This window comes from Mesorhizobium sp. C395A, from assembly GCF_030323205.1.
Lineage (GTDB): Bacteria > Pseudomonadota > Alphaproteobacteria > Rhizobiales > Rhizobiaceae > Mesorhizobium.
On the sequence record NZ_CP100473.1, the window covers coordinates 1,364,861 to 1,390,170 of the forward strand.

Annotated in this window: 21 protein-coding genes; 15 read left to right on the forward strand and 6 right to left on the reverse strand. The window is 63.2% G+C overall.

Annotation, left to right across the window (positions count from 1 at the left end; genetic code table 11):
- Nucleotides 1–103 precede the first annotated feature (103 nt).
- Nucleotides 104–3,490 (forward strand): YhdP family protein, encoded by a 3,387-nt coding sequence (locus tag NLY37_RS06765; protein ID WP_023743154.1) that lies wholly within the window; start codon nucleotides 104–106, stop codon nucleotides 3,488–3,490.
- A 17-nt stretch (nucleotides 3,491–3,507) separates the two neighbouring features.
- On the opposite strand, the gene tyrS is transcribed toward NLY37_RS06765, so the two are convergent.
- Nucleotides 3,508–4,761 carry a tyrosine--tRNA ligase gene (tyrS, locus tag NLY37_RS06770; protein ID WP_023743153.1) on the reverse strand — a complete coding sequence of 418 codons (1,254 nt, stop codon included), beginning with the start codon at nucleotides 4,759–4,761 and terminating at the stop codon, nucleotides 3,508–3,510.
- Nucleotides 4,762–5,015: 254 nt separating this feature from the next.
- Between tyrS and NLY37_RS06775 the strand changes: the two genes are divergently transcribed.
- The 4 genes from NLY37_RS06775 (at nucleotide 5,016) to NLY37_RS06790 (ending at nucleotide 8,704) form a co-directional block, all read left to right on the forward strand.
- Nucleotides 5,016–5,750, forward strand: a complete 735-nt coding sequence (locus tag NLY37_RS06775; protein WP_023739402.1) for a glycosyltransferase family 2 protein — start codon at nucleotides 5,016–5,018, stop codon at nucleotides 5,748–5,750.
- Nucleotides 5,743–6,075, forward strand: a complete 333-nt coding sequence (locus tag NLY37_RS06780) for a lipid-A-disaccharide synthase N-terminal domain-containing protein (protein WP_023669132.1) — start codon at nucleotides 5,743–5,745, stop codon at nucleotides 6,073–6,075. Before NLY37_RS06775 ends, NLY37_RS06780 begins: the two co-directional genes overlap by 8 nt.
- Nucleotides 6,076–6,133: 58 nt before the next feature.
- A complete protein-coding gene (locus tag NLY37_RS06785; protein ID WP_023743152.1) occupies nucleotides 6,134–7,777 on the forward strand; it encodes an ArnT family glycosyltransferase in 1,644 nt (547 codons plus the stop codon).
- 195 nt (nucleotides 7,778–7,972) lie between these two features.
- Complete coding sequence (locus NLY37_RS06790; RefSeq protein WP_245271018.1) at nucleotides 7,973–8,704, forward strand: phosphatase PAP2 family protein; 732 nt, start codon at nucleotides 7,973–7,975, stop codon at nucleotides 8,702–8,704.
- Nucleotides 8,705–8,742: 38 nt separating this feature from the next.
- On the opposite strand, the gene NLY37_RS06795 is transcribed toward NLY37_RS06790, so the two are convergent.
- Nucleotides 8,743–9,390 carry an FMN-binding negative transcriptional regulator gene (locus NLY37_RS06795; protein ID WP_023743150.1) on the reverse strand — a complete coding sequence of 216 codons (648 nt, stop codon included), beginning with the start codon at nucleotides 9,388–9,390 and terminating at the stop codon, nucleotides 8,743–8,745.
- A gap of 212 nt (nucleotides 9,391–9,602) precedes the next feature.
- Nucleotides 9,603–10,277, reverse strand: coding sequence for an alpha/beta hydrolase (locus NLY37_RS06800; RefSeq protein ID WP_023669128.1), 675 nt, complete (start codon nucleotides 10,275–10,277; stop codon nucleotides 9,603–9,605).
- A gap of 255 nt (nucleotides 10,278–10,532) precedes the next feature.
- On the opposite strand from NLY37_RS06800, the gene NLY37_RS06805 reads away from it, so the two are divergent.
- The 7 genes from NLY37_RS06805 (at nucleotide 10,533) to sufA (ending at nucleotide 17,765) form a co-directional block, all read left to right on the forward strand.
- Nucleotides 10,533–11,696, forward strand: coding sequence for a cysteine desulfurase family protein (locus NLY37_RS06805; RefSeq protein ID WP_023690212.1), 1,164 nt, complete (start codon nucleotides 10,533–10,535; stop codon nucleotides 11,694–11,696).
- A gap of 187 nt (nucleotides 11,697–11,883) precedes the next feature.
- On the forward strand, nucleotides 11,884–13,401 hold the full coding sequence (sufB, locus tag NLY37_RS06810; RefSeq protein ID WP_023743149.1) for a Fe-S cluster assembly protein SufB: 1,518 nt from the start codon (nucleotides 11,884–11,886) through the stop codon (nucleotides 13,399–13,401).
- 31 nt (nucleotides 13,402–13,432) lie between these two features.
- Nucleotides 13,433–14,188 carry a Fe-S cluster assembly ATPase SufC gene (sufC, locus tag NLY37_RS06815; protein ID WP_023684862.1) on the forward strand — a complete coding sequence of 252 codons (756 nt, stop codon included), beginning with the start codon at nucleotides 13,433–13,435 and terminating at the stop codon, nucleotides 14,186–14,188.
- A 40-nt stretch (nucleotides 14,189–14,228) separates the two neighbouring features.
- Complete coding sequence (sufD, locus tag NLY37_RS06820) at nucleotides 14,229–15,497, forward strand: Fe-S cluster assembly protein SufD (protein WP_023743148.1); 1,269 nt, start codon at nucleotides 14,229–14,231, stop codon at nucleotides 15,495–15,497.
- A gap of 132 nt (nucleotides 15,498–15,629) precedes the next feature.
- Nucleotides 15,630–16,871 carry a cysteine desulfurase gene (locus NLY37_RS06825; RefSeq protein WP_023743147.1) on the forward strand — a complete coding sequence of 414 codons (1,242 nt, stop codon included), beginning with the start codon at nucleotides 15,630–15,632 and terminating at the stop codon, nucleotides 16,869–16,871.
- Nucleotides 16,872–16,892: 21 nt separating this feature from the next.
- Entirely contained in the window at nucleotides 16,893–17,279 is a 387-nt protein-coding gene (locus NLY37_RS06830; RefSeq protein ID WP_023669122.1) for an SUF system Fe-S cluster assembly protein, read from the forward strand.
- 105 nt (nucleotides 17,280–17,384) lie between these two features.
- A complete protein-coding gene (gene sufA, locus NLY37_RS06835; RefSeq protein WP_013532156.1) occupies nucleotides 17,385–17,765 on the forward strand; it encodes a Fe-S cluster assembly scaffold SufA in 381 nt (126 codons plus the stop codon).
- A gap of 144 nt (nucleotides 17,766–17,909) precedes the next feature.
- On the opposite strand, the gene NLY37_RS06840 is transcribed toward sufA, so the two are convergent.
- Entirely contained in the window at nucleotides 17,910–18,407 is a 498-nt protein-coding gene (locus NLY37_RS06840) for a GFA family protein (RefSeq protein WP_023743146.1), read from the reverse strand.
- Between the two features lie 83 nt (nucleotides 18,408–18,490).
- On the opposite strand from NLY37_RS06840, the gene NLY37_RS06845 reads away from it, so the two are divergent.
- On the forward strand, nucleotides 18,491–18,814 hold the full coding sequence (locus NLY37_RS06845) for a TfoX/Sxy family protein (protein ID WP_023724213.1): 324 nt from the start codon (nucleotides 18,491–18,493) through the stop codon (nucleotides 18,812–18,814).
- Nucleotides 18,815–19,017: 203 nt separating this feature from the next.
- Here NLY37_RS06845 and NLY37_RS06850 read toward each other — a convergent pair whose 3' ends face one another.
- The gene (locus tag NLY37_RS06850) at nucleotides 19,018–19,935 is read right to left on the reverse strand and encodes a pseudouridine-5'-phosphate glycosidase (protein WP_023726931.1); all 918 of its coding nucleotides are present in this window, start codon (nucleotides 19,933–19,935) and stop codon (nucleotides 19,018–19,020) included.
- Between the two features lie 70 nt (nucleotides 19,936–20,005).
- On the reverse strand, nucleotides 20,006–20,950 hold the full coding sequence (locus tag NLY37_RS06855; protein ID WP_023709317.1) for a carbohydrate kinase family protein: 945 nt from the start codon (nucleotides 20,948–20,950) through the stop codon (nucleotides 20,006–20,008).
- 282 nt (nucleotides 20,951–21,232) lie between these two features.
- On the opposite strand from NLY37_RS06855, the gene recA reads away from it, so the two are divergent.
- Both recA and alaS read left to right on the forward strand, forming a co-directional pair.
- Complete coding sequence (recA, locus tag NLY37_RS06860; RefSeq protein ID WP_023669117.1) at nucleotides 21,233–22,336, forward strand: recombinase RecA; 1,104 nt, start codon at nucleotides 21,233–21,235, stop codon at nucleotides 22,334–22,336.
- Between the two features lie 273 nt (nucleotides 22,337–22,609).
- A complete protein-coding gene (alaS, locus tag NLY37_RS06865; protein WP_286442831.1) occupies nucleotides 22,610–25,276 on the forward strand; it encodes an alanine--tRNA ligase in 2,667 nt (888 codons plus the stop codon).
- The last annotated feature ends 34 nt before the right edge of the window (nucleotides 25,277–25,310 follow it).

Consider the following 25,310-nt stretch of genomic DNA (forward strand, 5'->3'; position numbering starts at 1 on the left):
CGAGAAAACCGCCTCACACTTTTCGGCATCATGCTCTAGCCTGCGTCGTTATAGTGTCGGGCGGGGATTCGTCCACGATCGAATTCGCACAACGGAAAATTGCGTGGATCAGGAAGAACCGCAGCACGAGAAAATCCGGTTCAGGCGTGACGAGATCACCGACCTGGGGGCTTTCCCGTCCGCTTGCCGCGTGCCGCCGCTCGGCAAGGCACGGATCGGCCGCGGCTTTCGTATTCTTGTTCGCGCATTTGCCGGCATTGGAGCCCTTGTGCTGCTGGCAGCGGCCGCCGTCTACGTCATCGGCGCCACCGGCATCGGCAGCGAACGGCTGCGGTTGGAAGCCGAAACGGCGATCGAGAAACTGGCCGGTTTCGACGTCAAAGTCGCCGTCGGTCCTGCCAGCCTGACACTTGACGGATCGAGCTTCATTGCGCTGCAGGTCAAGGATGTCAGCGTCGAGACGGCCGACGGCAAGCCGATGGCCGATGCCGGGCGCGTCCGCTTCGGCATCCGGCTGGTCCCGCTGCTTTCGGGCGAGGTTCGGCTGACCAGCGCCAGGATTTCCGACGCCCATATCGTCACCGCGGCAATGCCGTCGGGTGGTGACTGGATAGCGCGCCTGCGCAATCAAGACGGTCTCATCGATCCGGAAAAACTGGCCGCCGTCGTCTTCAGTGACGTCAATCGTGCACTCGATGCCGTGCGCGAGGATTCGATGCGCCGCATCGATCTCAAAAATGTCGCGTTCGAGCTGCCCGAGGCCGGATCGGTCAAGCTGGTCACGATCGCCAACGCCACGGTGCTGCAGTCGGGCCCCGGCAGCATGGAGTTCTCGTCCGAGGCGGATGTCGATGGCCGCGCGCTCACCGTCACGGCCACCGCCACCCGCGATACGAGCTCGATGCGCGTTACCGCCTTGAACGCCGCCATCGACATGGCGGATGTCGCGGAGACAACGCCGGCGGCCGGCGGGCGAACCGGCGCGATGGCTTTGAAGCTCACCGGATCCGAAGGCTCGGGCGAGACCGATTCGCGGCTGACGGGCTCGCTGTCGCTAACCGGCTCGGTGCTCGACCTCGGCACACGCGGGCTGTTGCCGGCCGATGTCGATGTCGACGCCGCCCTTGTCTCCGGCTCCAACAAGATCGATGTCGGCAGGCTGGTTCTAAAGACCGGGCGCTCGGCGTTCAATTTCGCCGGCTCGATCGGGCCAAAGCCGTCGACCGGCGCGGCCGGCGAGGAGCCTTCCTATCGTTACGACCTGACCAGCGACGGCTCGACGCTGGCGCCTTCGGAATCGCCCGAGCCGGCGCTGAATTTCTTCGCCCGCATCGCCGGCGTCTATCAGATCAAGAGCCGCAAGCTTGTCGCCGACCAGATCGGCATCAGGTCGGGATCGGGGGGCGAAGTGCTGGGAACCGCTGCGGTTTCCTTCATCGACAACGGACCGCCGGGTATCTCGGTGTCGCTCAACGTCCACGACATGGCGGTCTCGCACGTCAAGCAATTGTGGCCCTGGTTCTCCGCCAAGAACGCGCGGCTGTGGGTGCTGCAGAACCTGTTTGGCGGCCGCGTCGTCGATGCCAGCCTGCAGTTCCAGGTCGTGCCGGGGCGTCTCGGCAACGGCGTGCCGCTTTCGGCCGACGAGGTGTTCGGCCGCTTCCAGGTCGAGGGCTCGCGTTTCGACACCGCCGGCCGCATTCCGCCGATACGCGATGCCGTCGGCGTCGTTTCCTTCCACGGCAACGATGTCGACGTCGCGCTGTCCTCGGGCAGCGTCTATATGCCGAGCGGCCGCACCGTGGCGGCAAGCAATGGCACACTGTCGGTAAAGGCGGCAAACCACCCGCCGGTGATCGGCGCGCTCGACATCGACGTCGCCGGCGAGGCGCCGGCCATCGCCGAACTTGCCTCCTACGAACCGATCAACGCCATGCGCCATGTCGGCATCTTGCCGGACGACCTGTCGGGCACGGTGACCGGCCACGTCAAGGCCGACATTCCGTTGCAATCCGGCGTCGACACGTCGAAGCTCGATTGGCTGGTATCGCTCGACTACAAGGACCTGTCGCTCGCCAAGCCGTTCGAAGGCCAGATGGTGACCGATGCCGACGGTTCGATCGAAGTCGGGCCCGACAAGGCGGTGATCTCTGCCAAGGCGCGGCTGAACGGCATTCCAGCCGAGCTCGATCTGGTCGAGCCGCTCAGGGATGGCGGCCCGCCGCGCAGCCGCAAGGTGGCGCTTGTGCTCGACGACAAGACGCGCGCCATCGCCATGCCTGGCCTGTCGCCGCTGATTTCCGGCACCATCAAGGTGGCAATCGACAAGAGCGGCGAAGGCGGCAGCCAGAACGTCGACGTCGACCTGACGAGCGCCAGGCTGGACATTCCCTGGGCAGGCTGGAGCAAGGGGCCGGGCATTGCCGCCAATGCCACTTTTACCATGACCAAGTCCGGCGATACCACGACGCTGTCCGACTTCGACCTCGACGGAAAGAGCTTTTCGGTCGAAGGCGATGTCGTCCTGGTCAAGGGCGCGCTGTCTTCGGCCCGCTTCAGCAAAGTCGCCTTGAACCGGGGCGACGACGTCGCCGTGACGGTGAAGCGGTCGGGCAAGGGCTTCGCAGTCGACGTCAGCGGCAACGCGCTCGATGCCCGCTCGCTGATCAAGCAGTTCACCTCCGACGTCGATACCGCCACCAAAACCACCGGCACGGACGCGGTTTCGGTTAGCGCCGACGTCAATTCGCTAAGCGGGTTCCATGACGAGGTCCTGTCCAATTTGAAGCTCGACTACAGTGCCGCCGGCTCCAGGGTGAACAGGCTCAAGGTCAGCGCCGCGGCAAGTTCCGGCGCCGCCATCACCATCAGCAATACGGCAGGCAATGGTGCTCGCGCGCTCACCATGAAGTCGGCCGACGCAGGCGCCATATTGCGCTTCCTCAACATCTACGAGCATATGGAAGGCGGGTCGATCACGCTGGCGCTCAGCGGCGCGGCCGACGGGCCGATGCGGGGACAGGTCGATTCGAGCAACTTCTTCATCGTCAATGAACCCAAGCTCGCCTCGATCGTCTCGACCACGCCAACCGGTGACAGCCGCAGCCTGAACGAAGCGGTCAAGGGCAAGATCGACACTTCGCGGGTAAAATTCGAGCGCGGCTTTACCGAGATCGACAAGGGCAGCGGCTATTTGAAGCTGGCCAATGGCGTGCTGCGCGGCCCGCGCATCGGCACCACCTTCCAGGGCACGCTCTACGACCAGAACAACAATATGGACATGACCGGCACCTTCATGCCGGCCTATGGCCTCAATCGCATCTTTGGCGAGTTGCCGCTGGTCGGCGCGCTGCTCGGCAATGGCCGCGACCGCGGGCTGATCGGCGTCACCTACCGGCTTAAGGGCAACGCCAACAAGCCGGTGCTGGACATCAACCCGCTATCGGTGATCGCGCCGGGCATTTTCCGCTCGATCTTCGAATATCGTTGAGGATCCCAGAAGACGGCTCAGACCGGCCGCACCAGAACGTGTTTTTTCTTGCCCACTGAAAGCTTTGCGACGTTTTCCGGACTCAAATCCTGAGGTGTCACCATCCGCCGGTCGTCCGAAACCGGCTGGTCATTGAGGCGCACGGCGCCACCCTGTATGTGACGCCTTGCCTCGCCGTTGGACCCGGCAAGGCCCCCGCTGACCAGCAGCGACAGGATGCCGATGCCAGCTTCCAGCGCCGCGCCATCCACCTCGACGCTCGGCAGGGTTTCGGCCGTCACGCCTTCCTCGAACGTCTTGCGCGCGGTTTCCTCGGCGGCGAGCGCCGCCTCGCGGCCGTGCACGATGGCCGTGGTTTCGGTGGCCAGCACCTTCTTGGCCTCGTTGATCTCCGAGCCGCCAAGGGCTGCCAGCCGCGCGATCTCCGACAGCGGCAGCCGGGTGAAGATCTTCAGGAAGCGCTCGACGTCGGCATCCTCGGTGTTGCGCCAGTACTGCCAGAAATCATAGGGCGAGAAGAGATCGCCGTTCAGCCACACCGCGCCCTTGGCCGATTTGCCCATCTTGGCGCCCGACGATGTCGTCAGCAGCGGCGTGGTCAGCGCATAAAGCTGCGGCGTGCCCATGCGGTGGCCGAGATCGACGCCGTTGATGATGTTGCCCCACTGGTCCGAACCGCCCATCTGCAGCCGGCAGTCGTGGCGGCGGCTGAGCTCGACGAAATCATAGCCCTGCAGGATCATGTAGTTGAATTCGAGGAAGGACAGCGACTGTTCGCGCTCGAGCCGCAGCCTGACGCTGTCGAAGGTCAGCATCCGGTTGACCGAAAAGTGGCGGCCGACATCGCGCAGGAACTCGACATAGTTGAGCTTCATCAGCCAGTCGGCATTGTTGACCATGATGGCGTCGTTGCCGGTGTCGCCGAAGCGCAGGATGCGGCCAAAAATGCGCTTGATGCCTTCGATGTTGGTGGCGATCGCTCCGGGCGTCAAAAGGCTGCGCTGGTCGTCGCGGAAGGACGGGTCGCCGATCATCGAGGTGCCGCCGCCCATCAGTGCGATCGGCCGGTGTCCGGTCTCCTGCATCCAGTAGAGCATGGTCGCCGATATCAGATTGCCGATGTGCAGGCTGGTCGCCGTGGCGTCGTAGCCGACATAGGCGGTCACGGTTTCCTTCGCGAAAAGTTGATCCAGCCCGGTCTCATCCGAAATCTGGTGGATGAAGCCGCGCTCGCTCATGACGCGCAGGAAATCGGACTTGAAGGCGGACATTGTTTCTTCCTGAAAGCGCCGGGTCCGAACGGCCCGGCATGGCCTGAACGCGGGCGTTTAGCATCCAAGCGCGTCAAGCAAAAGTGGTTTCCGATTTTGCGCCGGCATGGACAGCCTATTCTGCACTGCCGCGCATGCTTGCTTCATCCTGTCGGCTGGCGTAATGAGGCGCCGCGCCAACGGGTTCGATCCGCTGGAACGGCACCGCACGGCATCCACCGAATGCCATATCTTGTGACAGAGCCCGACGCGATATGCCGGACGCATTGATATCCATCGTCATTCCCTGCCGCAACGAGGCGGCGAACCTGCCGCTGCTGATCGACGAGATCGAGGCGGCGATGACCGGGCGCGATTTCGAAATCATCGTCGTCAATGACGGTTCGACTGACGACACCGCTTCGGTGCTTGCCGCTGAAGCCGCCAAACGTCCGTTTCCGCTTCGCCAGCTGCGGCACGAAAAATCCGCCGGCCAGTCGCTTTCGGTGCGCTCGGGCGCTTGGGCGGCGCGCGGCTCGATCGTCGCCACCATCGACGGCGACGGCCAGAACGACCCGCAATATATCCCCGTGCTGGTCGATGCGCTGCGTCGGGCAGGGCCCGATTTCGGCGCCGCGCAGGGGCAGCGATTGAAGCGCCGCGACAGCAAGATCAAGCAATTGGCATCGCGTTTCGCCAACTGGCTGCGCGGCGCGATCCTGCATGACGACACCCGCGACACCGGCTGCGGCCTGAAGGCGATCCACACCGATATCCTACGCAAACTGCCCTTCTTCGACGGCACGCATCGTTTCGTTCCGGCCCTGGTCATCCAGGAAGGCTACCGCGTCGTCCATTGCGACGTCGTCGACCGCTCGCGCCGCCACGGCAAGTCGAATTACGGCATCTTCGATCGCGGCCTGCAGGGCGCGCTCGATCTCGCCGGCGTCTGGTGGCTTCGGCGCCGGCGCCGCAGAATGCCAAAGGTAGAGGAAATCACGCATGGCTAACGTGTTTCAGGAATTGGCGACCTGGCTGCACCAGGTTTTCGTCAAGCAGTTCGACGCCTGGGTTCTGCTCGGCTTCGTTGCCCAGTTCTTCTTCACCATGCGCTTCCTGGTGCAGTGGATCGCTTCGGAAAAGGCCAAGCGCAGCGTCGTGCCGATCGCTTTCTGGTTCTTCTCGCTGTTCGGCGGCGGGCTGCTGCTCGTCTACGCCATCCAGCGTGAGGATCCGGTGTTCATCGCCGGCCAGGCCATGGGCATGGTGATCTATGTCAGAAATTTATGGCTCATCGCCAATGAGCGCAAGGCGGCGATGACCAAGGTCGACTGAGCCACCAGTCCCGCCAAATCCAGTCTGTCCGGTGTTGACCAGTCTGTCCGGTGTCGAAATGAGCAGGAACTACATCTTTCTCTTCCTGTTCAGCCTGATGATGACGGCGTCGGGACTGGCCTCTTTGCCGCCGCTCGACCGCGACGAGCCGCGCTTCGTCCAGGCGACCAAGCAGATGACGGAGACCGGCGACTATGTCGACATCCGCTTCCAGGACGCGTCGCGCTACCAAAAGCCGATCGGCATCTACTGGCTGCAATCGGCGGCGGTCACGCTGAGCGGCGAGGGGGCACAGGCGCCGATCTGGATTTACCGGCTGATCTCGGCGCTGGGCATCGCCATCGCCGTCGTCGCAATCGCCTGGACCGGGGCCAATCTGTTCGGCGCCAATGCCGGTCTTGCCGCCGGCCTGGTCATGGCGGCGATTTTCGCCACCGCCTTCGAAGGCCGTGACGCCAAGACCGACGCGATGCTGCTTGCCTGCTGCGTTCTGGCGCAAGGCGCGCTGGCGCAGATTTATCTGGCATCGCGCCGCGACGAGCCTGTCGCCGGCCATCTGCCGTGGATTTTCTGGGCTGCGCAGGGCGCGGCGATCCTCATCAAGGGGCCGATTGCACCGCTGCTGTCGGCGCTGACGGTGCTCACGCTGGTTGCTTTCGAGCGCGACTGGCGCTGGCTGGCGAGGCTGAAAGCCGGGCGTGGGCTGATTCTGGTGCAGTTGATCGTGCTGCCTTGGCTCGCCCTCATCACCTGGAAGAGCAACGGCGCCTTCCTGCAGCAGGCCGTCGGCAAGGATATGCTCGGCAAGGTCGCGCAAGGCGAGGAGTCGCACGGCGTTCCGCCGGGCTTCTACATGCTGACCTATTGCCTGTTCATGTGGCCGTTCGGCCTTGTGGCGCTCGGCGCCGGACTGCAGGCGCTCAACCGATTGCGCGACGATCCGCGCCTGCGTTTCTGCCTCGCCTGGTACGTTCCGTTCTGGCTCGTCTTCGAATTGATCTCGACGAAACTGCCGCATTATGTGCTGCCGGCCTATCCCGGCATGGCCCTGCTCATCGGCTGGCTTTTGACGCTGACGCCGCAAGAGGCAAATGCGCCGCTCAGGCGCTGGCAGACATGGCTGTGGTGGGCGACCGCATTCGGCACCGTTCTGGTGACCGTCGGTCTCGCCGTGCTTTGCGTCGGTGCGCCGATCTATCTCATGAAGACATTTTTATGGTGGAGCGTTCCGGCCGCCGCGGCAGCATTGGGCGCCGGCTACCTCGCTGTTTCGCGCCACACGCTGGTGCCGCTGGTCCGCATCGGCGGGGCTGCGGTTTGCGCCGGTATAACCTACGCCCTGCTGTTCGGTGTCATCGTGCCGTCACTGAAACCGATTTGGATGAGTCGGGAAATCGAGGCGGCGGTTCGCGCCGATCGTCCCTGTGAGATGAGCGTGCTCGCCTCCGCGCAATATCACGAACCGAGCCTGGTATTTCTGGTGGGCACAAAGACGGTACTGACCGATGTCGACGGGGTTGCGCAACATCTGCTTGGCGATCCGGCCTGCGCGCTGGGCCTGGCGCCGGTCGGCGATGAAAAACGGCTGGATGACCTGCTGGCAGGGCAAGGCAAGAAGGCCAGCCGCGTCGCCGAGATCGACGGCATCAACTATTCGTCAGGTGATAAATTGTCGCTCGGCCTGTACCGTGTGGCGAACTGATAGCTCTTCAATGATCGCGCCGAGCTCCGCATGTTGATGAAGTCGCCATCGCCGGCGCGTGCCGCTTTGCCTGCCATGCTCCGGCAGTCTGTCGCTAATTTCCGCGATACCTTCGGGATTGTACGGCATCGCCTGGCGACGCGCCCGGCGCGCTACCCGAAAATCCTGTGGTCGGTCTGGGTTGTGGCCTGGCTTTTGCTGACGATCGCGGTGTCGCTCCGTTTCGACCATCTTGGAGGGACCATGGCGAGGCAGTGGGCTTCAGGCTCGACCAATGTCTTCCGCATCGCCGAGTTTTTTACCTTCTTCGGCCTAGGCGGCTGGTATCTTGTCCCGTCGGTACTGGTGCTGATTGCCGCGAATCTGACGGATTGGCGCAGCCTTTCCCGGCGCGCGCGGATGACCTTCTACAACTGGACCTGCTTTGCTTTCATGGTGCTGGGTTCGATCGCACTCTCGGCCATGGTCGTCAACGTGCTGAAATATGGCGTGGGCAGAGCCAGGCCGATGAATTTCGACAAGCTCGGCGATCTGTCGCTGCATCCTTTTTCCTTGGAGGCGCGCTTTGCCAGCTTCCCGTCCGGCCATGCCACGACCATGGGCGTCATTTTCGGCATTGCACTGCTGTTGTTGCCCCAGCGCAGATGGGTGCTGCTGGCAGCAACCTTGTCGGTCGCATCGACCCGGATCTTTATCGGCGCGCACTACCCGAGCGACACTGTCGCCGGATTCGGCCTTGGCTGTGCTGTTGCCATCGTCTGCGCGATGGTGCTTGGCCGGCTGGGATGTATCTTCCGCTACACGGCGTCGGGGTTGCCGGTGGCAAAAACTACGTTCCGCCTATTCCGTCGGGCTCGCAAACCAAACCAAAACGATGCGCCGAGACAGACGAATTTCGGCATTGGAGCAGCGCCGGCAGGCAACTGAATTGCTGACGCCTTTGGAACCATCTAAGACCACCCCAGCTAGCTGTCGATGCCGCCCCAACTCCGCACCAGCCGAGCCATGTCGGGCGCGCCGGCGGCTTCCTTCTCCAGCCCTTCGGCGACACCGACGCGGTCGGCGACAGGCCGGTTCTGGCTGACTTTCCACTTGCCGCTGATTTCGGCGATCTCGATCTCAAGCCCGACAATGCCCTTGATTTGCGACTGGATGAAGGTAGGCGGCGCATCGGTCACCGCCCAGGGTGCCTCGCGGGCGCCTTCCTGCGACAGCGTCAGCTCGGTGATCTGCTGTGCGATCCAGGCGGAATCCTCGATCACTCTGACGGTTCCTCGCACCTGGACAATGGCGTAGTTCCAGGTCGGCACGACCTTGCCGGTCTCGCGCTTGGTCTCGTACCAGGACGGCGTCACATAGGCGTCGGCGCCCTGGAAGACGACCAGCACCGGCGATGTCGGATTGTCGGCCAGCTGACGCCATTGCGGGTTGGCCCTGGCCAGATGGGCGCGCAGCCGGCCATTCGGCCCAACCTCTGCATCAAGCAGGAAGGGAATGGCATTGGCGACCGGGCCATCGGCGCCGTTGGAGATCAGCAACCCCAGCGGATGCGTCCGGATCAGCCCGTGCAGGACGTCCGGCCGCGTTTCCTGGAAATGGGGAGGCTGGTACATGATCGGTCATGCCTTCTTGCGCTGGCTGAACCGGCATTGTGCACCGTTCAGCCGAGCCGCGCCACATGTCAGGCTGGCTTCACCGTTTGGATCAGCCGAAATGGCATTGTCGCGCCCATGATGGGCACGACTGTGACGGCATCGGACCGGGAGTTTTTGTTTTGACGCAATTCCGGACGGAAAACCCGTTTACACTTTTCCTGGAATTGCTCTTAGCGCAGCCGCTTCGGCCGCGGATCGGACAATTCGCCGGCCAGCCGTCGGTCGAGATAGTCGGCGCATTCCTCGAGCAGCAGATCGGCGTCGTTGGCGAAGAAGTGGTTGGCGCCTGGCAAGGTCTTCTGCGTGATGGTGATGCCCTTTTGCGTGTGCAGCTTGTCGACCAGGCCCTGCACATCCTTGGGCGGCGCCACTTTGTCGGCATCGCCATGGATGATCAGACCCGATGACGGGCAGGGCGCCAGGAACGAGAAATCATAGGTGTTTGGCTGCGGCGCGATCGAGATGAAGCCCTCGATCTCGGGCCGGCGCATCAGAAGCTGCATGCCGATCCAGGAGCCGAAGGAATAACCGGCCACCCAGCAGCTCTTGGAATCCGGATGCAGCGACTGCACCCAGTCGAGCGCTGCGGCGGCATCCGACAATTCGCCGGTGCCGTGGTCGAATTCGCCCTGGCTGCGGCCGATGCCGCGGAAGTTGAAGCGAAGCGTGGTGAAATCGCGCTTCTGGAACATGTAGAAGAGGTCATAGACGATCTTGTTGTTCATCGTGCCGCCGAATTGCGGGTGCGGATGCAACACGATGGCAATCGGCGCGCTCTTTTCCTTGGAAGGCTGGTAGCGGCCCTCCAGGCGGCCGGCCGGACCGGTGAAAATGACCTCAGGCATGAAATACTCCAAATGGCATACGAATGCGCGGCGCCCGGAACAATTCTTACTCCAGCCCCAGCCCTTCCGGGCCTTGACGCAGGGCAAGCGTCTTCTTAGAAGCTAGTTTAGAATTGTTCAAAACTGGATAGCCAGCCGTGACGGCCCGGCCATCCTCGCCGCAAGCCGCGTAAATAGGACGTCTTGCCTTGCAATTTCAAGGAAATAACGCGCTATCCTTGCGGAAAGGGTCTTGACGGGATCGATTGGGTGAAAATGGCCGCAGCACGCGCCTATCTCGACTACAATGCCAGCGCGCCGCTCATTGCCGAGGCGCGCGAGGCGATGATTGCCGCGCTCGATCTCGTCGCCAATCCGTCGTCGGTGCATGCCGAGGGGCGCGCGGCGCGGCGCCTGATCGACACTGCCCGGCGCGATGTGGCAGCACTTGTCGGCGCCAAGGCCGAGCATGTCGTCTTCACCTCGGGCGCGACGGAAGCCGCATCGACGCTGCTGACGCCGGATTGGCGGATGGGCCGTGGCACGGTGCGCATGAGCCAGCTCTATGTCTGCGAGGCCGACCACCCTTGCCTGTTGAACGGCGGCCGCTTCCCGGCAACACAGGTTTCGCGGATCGGCGTCGACGCCGATGGTATCGCTGTGCTCGCTCATCTGACAGCCGCTCTGGCCGCGCATGACAAGGCCGAAGGCCTGCCGTTGGTCGCGATCCATGCGGCCAACAACGAGACCGGCGTCATCCAGCCCATTGAAGCCATCGCCGCGATCGTCAAGGCGGCGGGCGGCATTCTGGTGGTCGACGCGGTGCAGGCTGCGGGCCGTGTTCCCATCGATATGTCAGCGGCTTACGCCGACTATTTGATTCTGTCTTCGCACAAGATCGGCGGCCCCAAGGGTGTCGGCGCCGTCGTTGCGGCAGCCGATCTGATGATGCCGAAGCCGCTGATCAATGGCGGCGGCCAGGAAAAGGGCCATCGCGGCGGCACCGAAAACCTGGCGGCCATCGCCGGCTTTGGCGCCGCGGCGCGGCAGGCTTTGGCTGGACTGAAAGACGTCGAAGCGATCGCGCAACGCCGCGGCGAGGTCGAGAAAACACTCAAAACGCTGGTGCCGGACGCAGAAATCTTCGGAACCGGCGCGCCAAGGCTTGCCAATACGACATTCTTCGCTATTCCCGGCATCAAGGCCGAGACGGCGCAGATCGCGTTCGATCTGGCTGGCGTGGCGCTGTCGGCGGGATCGGCCTGTTCGTCGGGCAAGGTCGGGCCGAGCCATGTGCTGAAAGCCATGGGTTACGGCGACAGCCTCGGCGCTTTGCGCGTGTCCATCGGCCACGCAACGAGTGCCGGGGATATCGAACTGTTCCGTGCTGCGCTGGCCGGTATTGCCCAGCGCCGGGCGGGCAGGGAACAAGCCGCCTGAGGCGGCGACAAAGAATTCAGGCCCTCGCGGCCTGGTAGAGCCGTGCGTTTGCAAGTGGCCGGGTGAATTCCCGGCCGAGACGCACTATATGAAACTTACGCCGCCTTCTGCGCCTCATGGGCAGCCCTGGCGATGCCATAGTTTGAAAACTGTCGGGCCTTGACCCCGGCGTGGATGGAGAACGCTTATGCCTGCTGTGCAGGACACGATCGATCGGGTCCGAAAGATCGACGTCGACCAGTACAAATACGGATTCCAGACAGAGATCGCGATGGACAAGGCCCCCAAGGGCCTGAGCGAAGACATTATTCGCTTCATCTCGGCCAAGAAGGATGAACCGTCCTGGATGCTGGAATGGCGTCTGGAAGCATATCGGCGCTGGCTGACGCTGGAAGAGCCGACCTGGGCGCGCGTCCATTATCCGAAGATCGATTTTCAGGACCTCTATTACTACGCGGCGCCCAAGAGCACGCCCGGCCCGACCTCGCTGAGCGACGTCGATCCCGAGCTGTTGAAGGTCTACGAGAAGCTCGGCATTCCGCTGCGGGAACAAGAAATCCTCGCTGGCGTGCAGAAGACCGACGCGTCCGATCTCGAGGAGCCCAGCGACAACGTCTACAAATCGGGCCGTGTCGCGGTGGACGCGGTGTTCGATTCCGTTTCCGTCGTCACCACGTTCAAGAAGGAGCTGGCGCAGGCCGGCGTCATCTTCTGCTCGATCTCGGAGGCCATCCGCGAGCATCCGGAGTTGGTGCAGAAATATCTCGGCTCGGTCGTGCCGACATCCGACAATTTCTACGCCACACTGAATTCGGCTGTCTTCACCGACGGCTCGTTCGTCTTCGTGCCCAAGGGCGTGCGCTGCCCGATGGAGCTGTCGACCTATTTCCGCATGAACGAGAAGAACACCGGCCAGTTCGAGCGCACGCTGATCATCGCCGAGGAGGGGGCTTACGTCTCCTATCTCGAAGGCTGCACGGCGCCGCAGCGCGACGAGAACCAGCTGCATGCCGCCGTCGTCGAACTGGTGGCGCTCGACGATGCCGAGATCAAATATTCGACGGTGCAGAACTGGTACCCCGGCGATGCCGAGGGCAAGGGCGGCATCTACAATTTCGTCACCAAGCGCGGCGACTGCCGCGGCCACCGTTCGAAGATCTCGTGGACACAGGTCGAGACCGGTTCGGCGATCACCTGGAAATATCCCAGCTGCATCCTGCGTGGCGACGATTCCTCCGGCGAGTTCTATTCGATCGCCGTGTCGAACGGCTATCAGCAGGTCGACAGCGGCACCAAGATGATCCATCTCGGCAAGAACACGTCGAGCCGCATCATCTCCAAGGGCATTGCCGCCGGCTTCTCGCAGAACACCTATCGCGGCCAGGTCTCGGCGCATCGCAAGGCGACCAACGCCCGCAACTTCACCAATTGCGATAGTCTCCTGATCGGCGACCAGTGCGGCGCCCACACCGTGCCCTACATGGAAGCCAAGAATTCGACGGCGCAGTTCGAGCACGAAGCGACGACGTCGAAGATTTCCGAGGACCAGAAATTCTACGTCATGCAGCGCGGCATTCCCGAGGAAGAGGCGATCGCGCTGATCGTCAACGGCTTCGTCAAGGATGTTATCCAGCAGCTGCCGATGGAGTTCGCGGTCGAAGCGCAGAAGCTTATCGGCATCAGCCTCGAGGGCTCGGTCGGCTGACCGGACAATATATATATCCAGGAAAGAAAAAATGCTTGAGATCAAGAATCTGCATGCCCGCATCGTCGATGACGGCACCGAGATCATCCGCGGCCTGAACCTGACGGTGAAAAACGGCGAGGTCGCCGCCATCATGGGCCCGAACGGCTCGGGCAAATCGACGCTGTCCTATATCCTCGCCGGCCGCGAGGACTATGAGGTCACCGAAGGCGATATCCTCTATAATGGCCAGTCGATCCTCGAAATGGATCCGGCCGAGCGCGCCACCGCGGGCATCTTCCTCGCCTTCCAGTATCCGATGGAGATACCTGGTGTCGCGACCATGGAGTTCCTGAAGGTGGCGATGAACGAGCAGCGCAAGGCGCGCGGCGAGGAGCCGCTAAAAATTCCGGAATTTTTGAAGCGGGTGAAAGAGGCGGCAGCCTCGCTCTCGATGGACATGGCGATGCTGAAGCGGCCGCTCAATGTCGGCTTTTCCGGCGGCGAGAAGAAGCGGGCCGAGATCCTGCAGATGAAGCTGCTGGAGCCAAAGCTCTGCGTGCTCGACGAGACCGATTCAGGCCTAGACATCGATGCGCTGAAGATCGTCTCGGACGGCGTCAACGCGCTGCGTTCGCCCGACCGTGCCATCATCGTCATCACCCACTACCAGCGCCTGCTCGAGCACATCGTGCCCGATAGCGTGCACGTCCTATACAAGGGCCAGGTGATCAAGTCCGGCGACAAGTCGCTGGCGCTCGATCTCGAAGCCAATGGCTATGCCGGCGTGATCGGCGAAGCCGCGTGAGACGCCAGGTCATTTTGTACCAAAAGACAGGGCCAAGCTTATGAACATGCATTCGACACCCCAGCGCACCCAGGCCGAAACGGCGCTGATCGACGCTTTCGGCGAGCGGCTGTCGCTGCTGCCGGGCGACGGTGCGGTGATGCTGAAGCGCGACGACGCCATCGAGGCGATCAAGCACGGCCTGCCGACGCGGCGCATCGAATCCTGGCATTACACTGACCTGCGCCGGCTGTTGGCCGCGGTGCCGGCGTTCGATCCGACGGCCGCCGCCAAGGGGCTGGCTCCCATCGTCGAAGGTTCCGCCGTGCTGGCGGTTCTGAACGGCGTCTCGAGTGCGAAATTCCCTGCCATCGAAGGCGTGACCGTCCAGCGCCTGTCGGAAAAGCTGACCGATGGCTCGATTGCGCCCGGCCTCGACCCCTATGGCAGCGATGACACCATTGGCGCGCTGAACACTGCTTTCGTCGCCGACGGCTATTTCGTCGACATCGCCGATGGCGCAGCACTGGAAAAGCCGATCGAATTGCAGAACGTGCAAGCCGGCGGACAGACCCATGTGCGCTTTCCCGTGCGTGTCGGCGCCGGCGCCAAGGCTGCGATCGTCGAGCGTCAGGCGGGCGAGGGCGCGGCTCTGGCCAGCTCCGTCAGCCAGCTGGTGTTGGGCGAGGGCGCCGAGGTGACCTGGCTGATCATCCAGGAACAGCCGGAAACGGCCACCCATCTGGCGCAGTTCAAGGCGCATCTCGGCAAGAATTCGAAGCTGACGCTGTTCTTCATGAATGCCGGGGGCAAGCTTGTGCGCCAGGAGATCGTGGTGAAGACCACGGGCGAAGGCGCCGACTTCAAATTGCGCGGCATCAACCTTCTGGCCGGCGACACCCACACCGACGTGACAATGGTGCTCGACCATGCCGTGCCGCATACGACATCGACGGAAGTGATCCGCAATGTCGTGACCGGCAAGGCGCGCGGCGTCTTCCAGGGCCGCATCAACGTCCACCAATACGCGCAGAAGACCAACGCCAAGATGGCCTGCAACACGCTGCTTTTGTCGGATGATGGCGAGTTCTCGACCAAGCCGGAGCTGGAAATCTTCGCCGACGACGTCATCTGCGGCCACGGCGCGACCGTTACCGAGATCGACCACAACCATCTGTTCTACCTGATGGCTCGCGGCATCGACGAGAAGAGCGCCCGTGGCCTGCTGGTCAAGGCGTTCGTCGCCGAAGTGATCGAGGAACTGGACGACGAAACCATCGTCGAGGCCCTGGAAACAAGGCTGGACGACTGGTTCGTGGCGCATGGGTAGCGCCTCCCCTTCTCCCCTTGTGGGTCCGAAGGACGGGCGAGGCAAGTGACTCGCCCCGGGCGGTGGCCGAGCGAAGCTCGGTCGGGTGAGGGGTGCGTGACGAAGTGAGGCGGTGCCTCAAGAGAGCTTGTAATGGACCAGAAGATCGAAACAACCCCATACGACGTCGAGGCGATCCGCCGCGACTTCCCGATCCTGTCGCGCGAAGTCTACGGCAAACCGCTGGTCTATCTCGACAATGGCGCCTCGGCACAGAAGCCGCAGGTGGTGCTGGATACGATCCAGCACGCCTATTCCCAGGAATACGCCAACGTCCATCGCGGCCTGCATTTCCTGTCCAATGCCGCGACCGACGCCTACGAGAAGGCGCGCGAGACGGTGCGCCGCTTCCTCAACGCGCCAAGCACCGACAACATCGTATTCACCTCGAACACGACCGCGGCGATCAACACCGTCGCTTACGGCTATGGCATGCCCAATATCGGCGCGGGCGACGAGATCGTTCTGTCGATCATGGAGCACCACTCCAACATCGTGCCGTGGCATTTCATCCGGGAGCGGCAGGGCGCCAAGCTGGTCTGGGTGCCGGTCGACGATCTCGGCATCTTCCGCATCGAGGAATTCGAAAAGCGCCTGACCGACAAGACCAAGCTCGTCGCCATCACGCATATGTCGAACGCGCTGGGCACGGTGACGCCGATCAAGGAGATCGTGGGCGTCGCGCATTCGCGCGGCATTCCCGTACTTGTCGACGGCAGCCAGAGCGCCGTGCACATGCCGATCGACGTCCAGGACCTCGACTGCGATTTCTTCGTCTTCACCGGTCACAAGGTTTACGGGCCGTCCGGCATCGGCGTGCTTTATGGCAAGAAGGATAGTCTCTCGGCCATGCGCCCTTTCATGGGCGGCGGCGAGATGATCGAGGAAGTGACGGAAGACGTCGTCACCTACAACGAGCCGCCGCACCGCTTCGAGGCCGGCACGCCGCCGATCGTCCAGGCGATCGGGCTGGGTGCAGCATTGGAATACATGGAAAAGATCGGCCGCGAGCGCATCGCCGCGCACGAGGCCGACCTCATGACCTACGCGCACGAGCGGCTGCGCGCCATCAACTCGCTGCGCATCTTCGGCGACGCGCCGGACAAGGGCGCCATCATTTCCTTCGAATTGCAGGGCATTCATGCCCATGACGTGTCGATGGTGATAGACAGGCAAGGTGTTGCCGTCCGCGCGGGCACCCATTGCGCCCAGCCGCTGTTGAAACGCTTTGGCGTAACCTCCACATGCAGGGCATCGTTCGGCATGTATAATACCAGGGCCGAAGTCGACGCTTTGGCCGATGCGCTGGAAAAAGCGCGCAAGTTCTTCGGGTGACAGGTTCTTTGGATGACGACTATGGATGATGCGAGCCACACCACCGCGCCGGAAGCGGCCGTCAATCCGCTGGTTTCCGCCTCGGCAATTCCCGCCGACGAGCTGGCGCGGCTGACCGACGACATCGTCTCGGCGCTGAAGACGGTCTATGACCCGGAAATCCCGGCCGACATCTATGAGCTCGGCCTCATCTACAAGATCGACATCGAGGACAACCGCGCGGTCAAGATCGACATGACGCTGACCGCGCCCGGCTGTCCGGTGGCCGGCGAAATGCCCGGCTGGGTGGAAAACGCCGTCGGCGCCGTCGAAGGCGTCTCCGGCGTCGAGGTCAACATGACCTTCGACCCGCCCTGGTCGCCCGACCGCATGTCGGAAGAGGCGCAGGTGGCGGTGGGCTGGTACTAGGTTGACTGAGGTTGGTGCACTTGCACCAGTGGTAAAACTTCACCATTTTAGGTGAGGAATCATTCGGCAGGCCTTGAACCTGCATGGAATGGAAGAGGAAAAAGAATGGGACGCTTCGCCGTCATCACGATGACCGAAAAGGCAGCCGACCGGGTGCGCGAGATCGTCGCCACGCGCGACAATGCGCATGGCATTCGCCTCGGCATCAAGAAGGGCGGTTGCGCCGGCATGGAATATACGGTGGACCTGGTGACCGAGCCCAACACCAAGGACGACCATATCGAACGCGACGGCGCGCATGTCTATGTCGCGCCCGAGGCTGCGCTTTTCCTGTTCGGCACCGAGATGGATTTCGAGCAGACGACGCTGCGCACCGGCTTCACCTTCCACAACCCGAACCAGAGTTCGGCCTGCGGCTGCGGCGAATCCGTCGAACTGAAGCCCGCCGACCTGAAGGCGCTGGCTGAAGCGCGCGCTTCCGCCTGATCTTTCCTTCGCCCCGTTCACGGGGAGGTGAGGAATGGTCCGCGCAGCGGGCGAAAAGCCAATTGCTTGGCTTTTCGAATGACGAACGGCCCGAAGGGCCGGGTGAGGGGCAGCGCTAACCATCGGAAGTCGCGCTCCGAGTCCTCACTTCACCCACATCTTCGTCCGCTTGTGCCAGTCGGCGATCGATTCCTCGGGATAGACGTCGAACGCCTTGTCCTTTTTGCCGATCACCGGCTCGACCCAGCTCGCCTTGTATTTCAACATCAGATGCACCTTCTCCGGCGGCTTCGGCAGCTCGCTGTCGATTGCCGAGGCGAACGGGTGGACCAGCTCCGGCCATGTCGGATCGTAGAGCCAGAGCGCCGAACCGCACTTCTTGCAGAAATTGCGCTCGCCCGTCGAAATCTCACACTTTGGATGCTCGTCGTCCGCGATCTCGGCCTGGTAGACGCCGAGATTGCGCTTGCCCTTGATTTTCAGCGTCTTGTAATCGGCGCCGAGATTGATGGCGAAGCCGCCGCCGCCCTGCTGCTTGCGGCAGATCGAGCAGTAGCACAGCATGAACGGCACCGGCGTGTTGCTCTCCACCTCGAAATGGACGGCATCGCAGCGGCAGGATCCCTTGAGCAGCAGCGGCATGACAGAACTCCGACGGATGGCTCTCAACTTGCCAGCATGGTTTTTGGTTGCAGCCATGGCAAGCCCGGTGACATGATTGCGGCATGGACAATGAACGCATCGAAGAACTGTTCGAAGGCCTCGGCCCGGTCAGTATCCGAAAACTGTTCGGCGGCAAGGGTATCTATTTCGACGGCGTCATCGTCGCTATCGTGCTGCGCGGCGAATTGCTGCTCAAAGCTGACGAGCAAAGCGCGCCCGACTTCGAAGCCGCCGGCTGCAAGCAATGGACCTATACCGGCACCCGCCACGGCAAGCTGGTCGCGATGCCGTACTGGAGCATTCCCGACAGTGCTTTTGACGATCCCGACGAGATGGTTGTGTGGGCGCGCCGGGCCTATGAGGCGGGGCGGCGGGCGGGGAAGTGAACCGGGACCGCCGCGTTTCTTCCAGCCCCCCACTGTCCTGCCGGACATCTCCCCCGCAAGGGGGGAGATCAGTTGTCACATTGGCCTTCGCCAATCACCAACGTTGAAAATGGGAGCCTGCGGCTAAGCTGTTAATCTCCCTCCTTGCGGGGGAGATGGCCGGCAGGCCAGAGGGGGGTGCTGTCCCGCCGACGTAGGCGATCCTACAGCGCCTTCGCAATCCTCGCCGCCAACCGCGCATTGTTCTCGACCAGCGCGATGTTGGTCTTCAAGCTCCGGCCGCCGGTCAGTTCGAGGATTTTGCCCAACAGGAACGGCGTCACCGCCTTTCCGGTCACATTCTGCACTTCCGCCGCCTTCTGCGCGGCCTCGATATAGCCGGCCATCTCGTCGGCCGGGATTTCATCGTCCTGCGGCACCGGGTTGGCGATCAGCATGCCGCCGACCAGGCCAAGTGCCGCCCTGGTCTTGTAGAAATGCGCGATCTCTTCCGGTCTGTGCAGGGTCAGCGGCGCGCGGAACGGCGAATGCCGCGACCAGAAGGCCGGCATCGTCTCGCAGCCATGGCCAATCACCGGCACGCCGCGCGTCTCCAGCACTTCCAGCGTCTTTTCGATGTCGAGGATCGCCTTGGCGCCGGCCGAGACGACGATGACCGGCGTGCGCGCCAACTCGTCGAGATCGGCCGAGATGTCGAAGCTCTTTTCCGCGCCCTTGTGGACGCCGCCAATGCCGCCGGTGGCGAACACCTTTATCCCGACCATGTCAGCGGCGATCATGGTGGCGGCGACCGTGGTGCCGCCGGTGCGGCCTTGCGCCACCGCAAAGCCGAGGTCGGCGCGCGACAGCTTCATGGCATCGCCGGTCATGGCCAGCGACTCGCGCTCGCCGTCGGACAGTCCGATCTTGATGCGGCCGGCGACCACGGCGATCGTCGCCGGCACCGCGCCATTGTCCAGGATGATCTTTTCGACATTGGCGGCCATGGCGCCATTGTCGGGGTAAGGCATGCCATGGGTGATGATGGTGCTTTCCAGCGCCACGACGGGGCGGCCAGCGGCGAGCGCCTCGGCCACGGGCGCGTGGAGGTCGATGAAGGGGCGGGCGCTTTGCGGTGTCATGATGGTCTCCGATCCGGAGATCCGCGCGTCCGCTTGGACGTCGCGCTCCGGCAATGGCAATTGGCCGCCCTCATGCCATTTCCTGCGCGTCGGGCACAAGAGCCAGTGCCTCAGTGAAGGTCGCAATCGTGAAGGCCGGAACCGCGTCGGCGCTTTCAATGGCCAGCGTGGCGGCGGCAACGCCCTCGCGCAATGCCTGGCGCAGGGGCAGGCCGCGCAGCAGGGCAGCGATGGTGGCGCCGGCCAGCGCGTCGCCGGCGCCGGTGACGTCGGCGACTTTTCTCGGCGCCGGCGGCAGGATAGAGAAGGCGCCGGCTTCGTCGAATCCCAGCACCGGGCCGTCGCCCGCCGTCACCACGCCACTGGTGAGGCCGCTGCAGCGCAGTCCGTCGACGGTCTCGCGCTCGGTGGCATTGGCATCGACGCCGGCCAGCACCATGGCCTCGCGCCGGTTCATGAAGACCTGCGCGAGTTCCTTCAGCACCGGTATCAGCCGCACCACCTTGGCCGGCGAAATGGCAATGGCGAACACCGGCTTGCCGGCGGCGAGCCCCACCAGCCGCTCCAGCGCCGTTGATGGCAGATTGGCGTCGCAGAGCACCGCATCGGCCTCGGCGACCACCTCGCGCACCTTGGAGCGGCGGATCTGCTTGGGGAACGCCAAATCGTAGAGCGCCATATCGGCAAAGCCGGTGATCAGCTCGCCGTCGCGATCGATCAGCGCCGTGTAGCTCGGCGTCGTGCGGTCGAGGAAAACCGCCGACAGGTCGGCAATGCCGGAGTCGGCGATGGCGCGCGCAACCGTCTCGGCCGAGGCATCGCCGCCGCGCACCGACAAAAGCGAGGCCGAGACGCCGCGCCGCACCAGGCTGCGCAGCGCGTTGAATACGCCGCCGCCGACATCCTCGCGCATCGTGCCGGGGTTGGACGCCGCGGGCACGTACGTACCCGACACCTGGCCGCGGCGATCGATATGGGCGCCGCCCACCGCCAGTATCTTTGCTGATTTCACCATGCCGGCGATATGACCTTTGTTATTCGAGCCGCACAAGCGCTAGGCTGTGCGACCGAGCTTCGCAGGCGAGCCGGCGATTCGGCCGATCGAAACAGCCGGAGCATCTGGCCCAATGCGGAACGCGTCCGAAAACCAAACCACGAGACAAAAAAAGAACAAATCCGGATAATGATTGTTTTTCAGTTATTTGATCCCTCTTGCCAAACGAGAACAAAAGTAGTACAAAATGGGCAGGGATTACGGATTGTCCGGCCTTCATTGACGACCAAGGGGTGATGTATCATGGCTCAGAATTCTTTGCGGCTTGTAGAGGACAAAGCGGTGGACAAATCAAAGGCTCTGGACGCGGCGCTGTCGCAAATCGAGCGCGCCTTCGGCAAGGGCTCGATCATGCGGCTTGGCGCCAATGAGCAGGTCGTCGAGATCGAAACCGTGCCGACCGGATCGCTGGGCCTCGACATCGCGCTTGGCGTCGGCGGCCTGCCGCGCGGCCGCATTGTCGAGATCTACGGGCCGGAAAGCTCGGGCAAGACGACGCTGGCGCTGCATACGGTGGCGGAAGCCCAGAAGAAAGGCGGCATCTGCGCCTTTGTCGATGCCGAGCATGCGCTCGACCCGGTCTATGCCCGCAAGCTCGGCGTCGACCTCGAAAACCTGCTGATCTCGCAGCCCGACACCGGCGAGCAGGCACTTGAAATCTGCGACACGCTGGTGCGTTCCGGCGCCATCGATGTGCTGGTCGTCGATTCGGTGGCGGCACTGACGCCGCGCGCTGAAATCGAGGGCGAGATGGGCGATTCGCTGCCCGGTCTCCAGGCTCGTCTGATGAGCCAGGCGCTGCGCAAGCTGACCGCCTCGATCTCGCGCTCCAACACCATGGTCATCTTCATCAACCAGATCCGCATGAAGATCGGCGTCATGTTCGGTTCGCCGGAAACCACGACCGGCGGCAACGCGCTGAAATTCTACGCTTCGGTGCGCCTCGACATCCGCCGCATCGGCTCGGTCAAGGACCGCGACGAGGTCGTCGGCAACCAGACCCGCGTCAAGGTGGTCAAGAACAAGCTGGCGCCGCCCTTCAAGGTGGTCGAGTTCGACATCATGTATGGCGAGGGCGTCTCCAAGACCGGCGAACTGGTCGATCTCGGCGTCAAGGCCGGCGTGGTCGAGAAGTCCGGCGCCTGGTTCTCCTACAATTCGCAGCGTCTCGGCCAAGGTCGCGAAAACGCCAAACTGTTCCTGCGCGACAATCCCGACACGGCGCGTGAGATCGAACTTGCGCTGCGGCAGAATGCCGGGCTGATCGCCGAGAAATTTCTTGAAAATGGCGGCCCCGAGCGCGGCGAAAGCGACGACGGCTTCGAGGAAGAATCCGGCGCCATGTAGGGCACGGCCAGAGTTCGGCCATAAAAATCGAGTCTATTATCCGATGCTTAAGTAACCGAGTTCTTTAGTATTGCGTTTCAAACCGCCGGCCTTCGCGCCGGCGGTTTTCGTTTTTGGGCAGCGTGAAGCCGGCTTGGCAGTTGCCGGGATGGCCCAATTCCGTGTTTCTGGACAGGGTGGGGCGTGCCCGCTAAAAGGCCAAGTCAATCTTCTAAAAAGCAGAGACCAGTGTCCGCCGGCCGTGCCGGCGGTTTTCGCGAAAAGGCAGCAGTCATGAGTGGCGTGAACGAGATCCGGTCGACATTCCTCGACTATTTCCGCAAGGAGGGCCACGAGGTCGTGGCCTCGAGCCCGCTGGTGCCGCGCAACGACCCGACGCTGATGTTCACCAATGCCGGCATGGTGCAGTTCAAGAACGTCTTCACCGGCCTGGAGAAGCGGTCCTATTCGCGCGCCACCACCGCGCAGAAAAGCGTGCGCGCCGGCGGCAAGCACAACGACCTCGACAATGTCGGCTACACCGCGCGCCATCTGACCTTCTTCGAAATGCTCGGCAATTTCTCCTTCGGCGACTATTTCAAGGAGCGCGCCATCGAACTGGCCTGGAACCTGATCACCAAGGAGTTCGGGCTGAACAAGGACAAGCTGCTGGTCACCGTCTATCACACCGATGACGAGGCGGCCGGCTTCTGGAAGAAGATCGCCGGTTTCTCCGATGACCGCATCATCCGCATCCCGACCTCCGACAATTTCTGGGCTATGGGCGACACCGGACCGTGCGGGCCGTGCTCGGAAATCTTCATCGACCGTGGCGAGCACATCTGGGGCGGCCCTCCCGGCAGCCCGGAGGAGGACGGCGACCGCTTCCTTGAATTCTGGAACCTGGTGTTCATGCAATATGAGCAGGTCACCAAGGATGAGCGCATCGACCTGCCGCGGCCGTCGATCGACACCGGCATGGGCCTGGAGCGCATGGCCTCCATCCTGCAAGGGGTGGAGAGCGTCTTCGAGACCGACCTGTTCCGTCATCTGATCGATGCGGCCTCGTCAGCGCTCGGGCAGGGCCCGGACAAGGAGACGGTCGCCTCCTTCCGCGTCATTGCCGATCATCTGCGCTCGTCCTCCTTCCTGGTTGCCGACGGCGTGCTGCCGTCGAACGAAGGCCGCGGCTATGTGCTGCGCCGCATCATGCGCCGCGCCATGCGCCATGCGCAGTTGCTCGGCGCCAAGGAGCCGTTGATGTGGAAGCTGGTGCCGGCGCTAGTGCGTGAGATGGGCCAGGCCTATCCCGAACTGCTGCGCGGCGAACAGCTGATTACCGAGACGCTGAAGCTCGAGGAGACACGCTTCCGCAAGACGCTGGTGCGCGGCCTCGGCCTGCTCTCGGAGGCGACGGATACGCTGCACGCCGGCGATATGCTGGATGGCGAGACGGCGTTCAAGCTCTATGACACGTACGGCTTCCCGCTCGATCTGACGCAGGACGCACTGCGCCAGCGCAACATCTCGGTCGACCTTGCCGGCTTCACCCATGCGATGGAGCAGCAGAAGGCCGAAGCGCGCAAGCATTGGGCTGGCTCCGGCGACGCGGCCACCGAGACCATCTGGTTTTCTGTACGCGAGAAGGCCGGCGCCACCGAATTCCTCGGCTACGAGACCGAACAGGCGGAAGGCCTCATCCAGGCCCTGGTCAAGGACGGCAAGACAGTCGATAGCGCCGGCAAGGGCGACGCGGTGGCGGTGGTCGTCAACCAGACGCCGTTCTATGGCGAGTCGGGCGGCCAGATGGGCGACACCGGCATCATCTCCGGCGAAGGTTTCTCGATCGAGGTTTCCGACACGCAGAAAAAGGCCGACGGCCTGTTCGTGCATCTGGGCAAGGTGACGAACGGCACGGTCAAGCCAGGTGCAGCCGTCGAGCTGAAGGTTGACCATGCGCGCCGCACCCGGCTGCGTGCCAACCATTCGGCAACGCATCTGATCCATGAGGCGCTGCGCGAGGTGCTGGGCACCCATGTCGCGCAGAAAGGTTCGCTGGTCGCGCCCGAGCGCCTGCGCTTCGACATCTCGCACAACAAGCCGATCTCGGCCGAAGATCTCGAAGAGGTCGAGCGCATGGCCAACGAAATCGTCGTCCAGAACAGCCCGGTGACGACGCGCCTGATGTCGGTCGATGACGCCATTGCCGAGGGCGCCATGGCGCTGTTCGGCGAGAAATATGGTGACGAGGTGCGTGTCGTTTCGATGGGCACCGGCGTGCATGGCGCCAAGGCCAACCGGCCCTATTCGGTCGAGCTCTGCGGTGGCACCCATGTCCGGGCGACCGGCGATATTGGTCTGGTCCGTGTCGTCTCCGACAGCGCGGTCGCCGCCGGCGTGCGCCGCATCGAGGCGCTGACCGGCGAAGCCGCACGAAAATATCTCGACGAGCAGGACAGGCGCCTGAAGGCGACGGCGGCTGTGTTGAAGATTTCGCCGGCCGACGTGCCGGCGCGTGTCGAGGCGCTGCTCGAGGAACGCAAGAAGCTCGAGAAGGAACTGAGCGAAGCCCGCAAGAAACTCGCGCTGGGCGGTGGTGCCGCGGCCGATGCTCCGGCCACCACCGAAACCGTCGCCGGTATCGGCTTCCTCGGCAAAGCGGTTTCCGGCGTGTCGCCGAAGGATTTGAAGCCGCTGGCCGATGCCGGCAAGACTTCGCTCGGCTCAGGCGTCGTCGTCTTCGTCGGTGCGGGCGAAGACAACAAGGCAAGCGTCGTGGTCGCAGTGACGGACGATCTCGTCGGCCGCTTCAGCGCTGTCGATCTTGTGCGCGTTGCCTCGGCCGCATTGGGCGGGCAGGGCGGTGGCGGACGGCCCGACATGGCGCAAGCCGGCGGCCCGGACGCCTCGAAGGCCAATGATGCGATCGCCGCGGTGAGGGCGGCGCTGGAGGCAGCCTGAAAGCCACCCTATGTCGTATCTGGTTTGTGTGCGG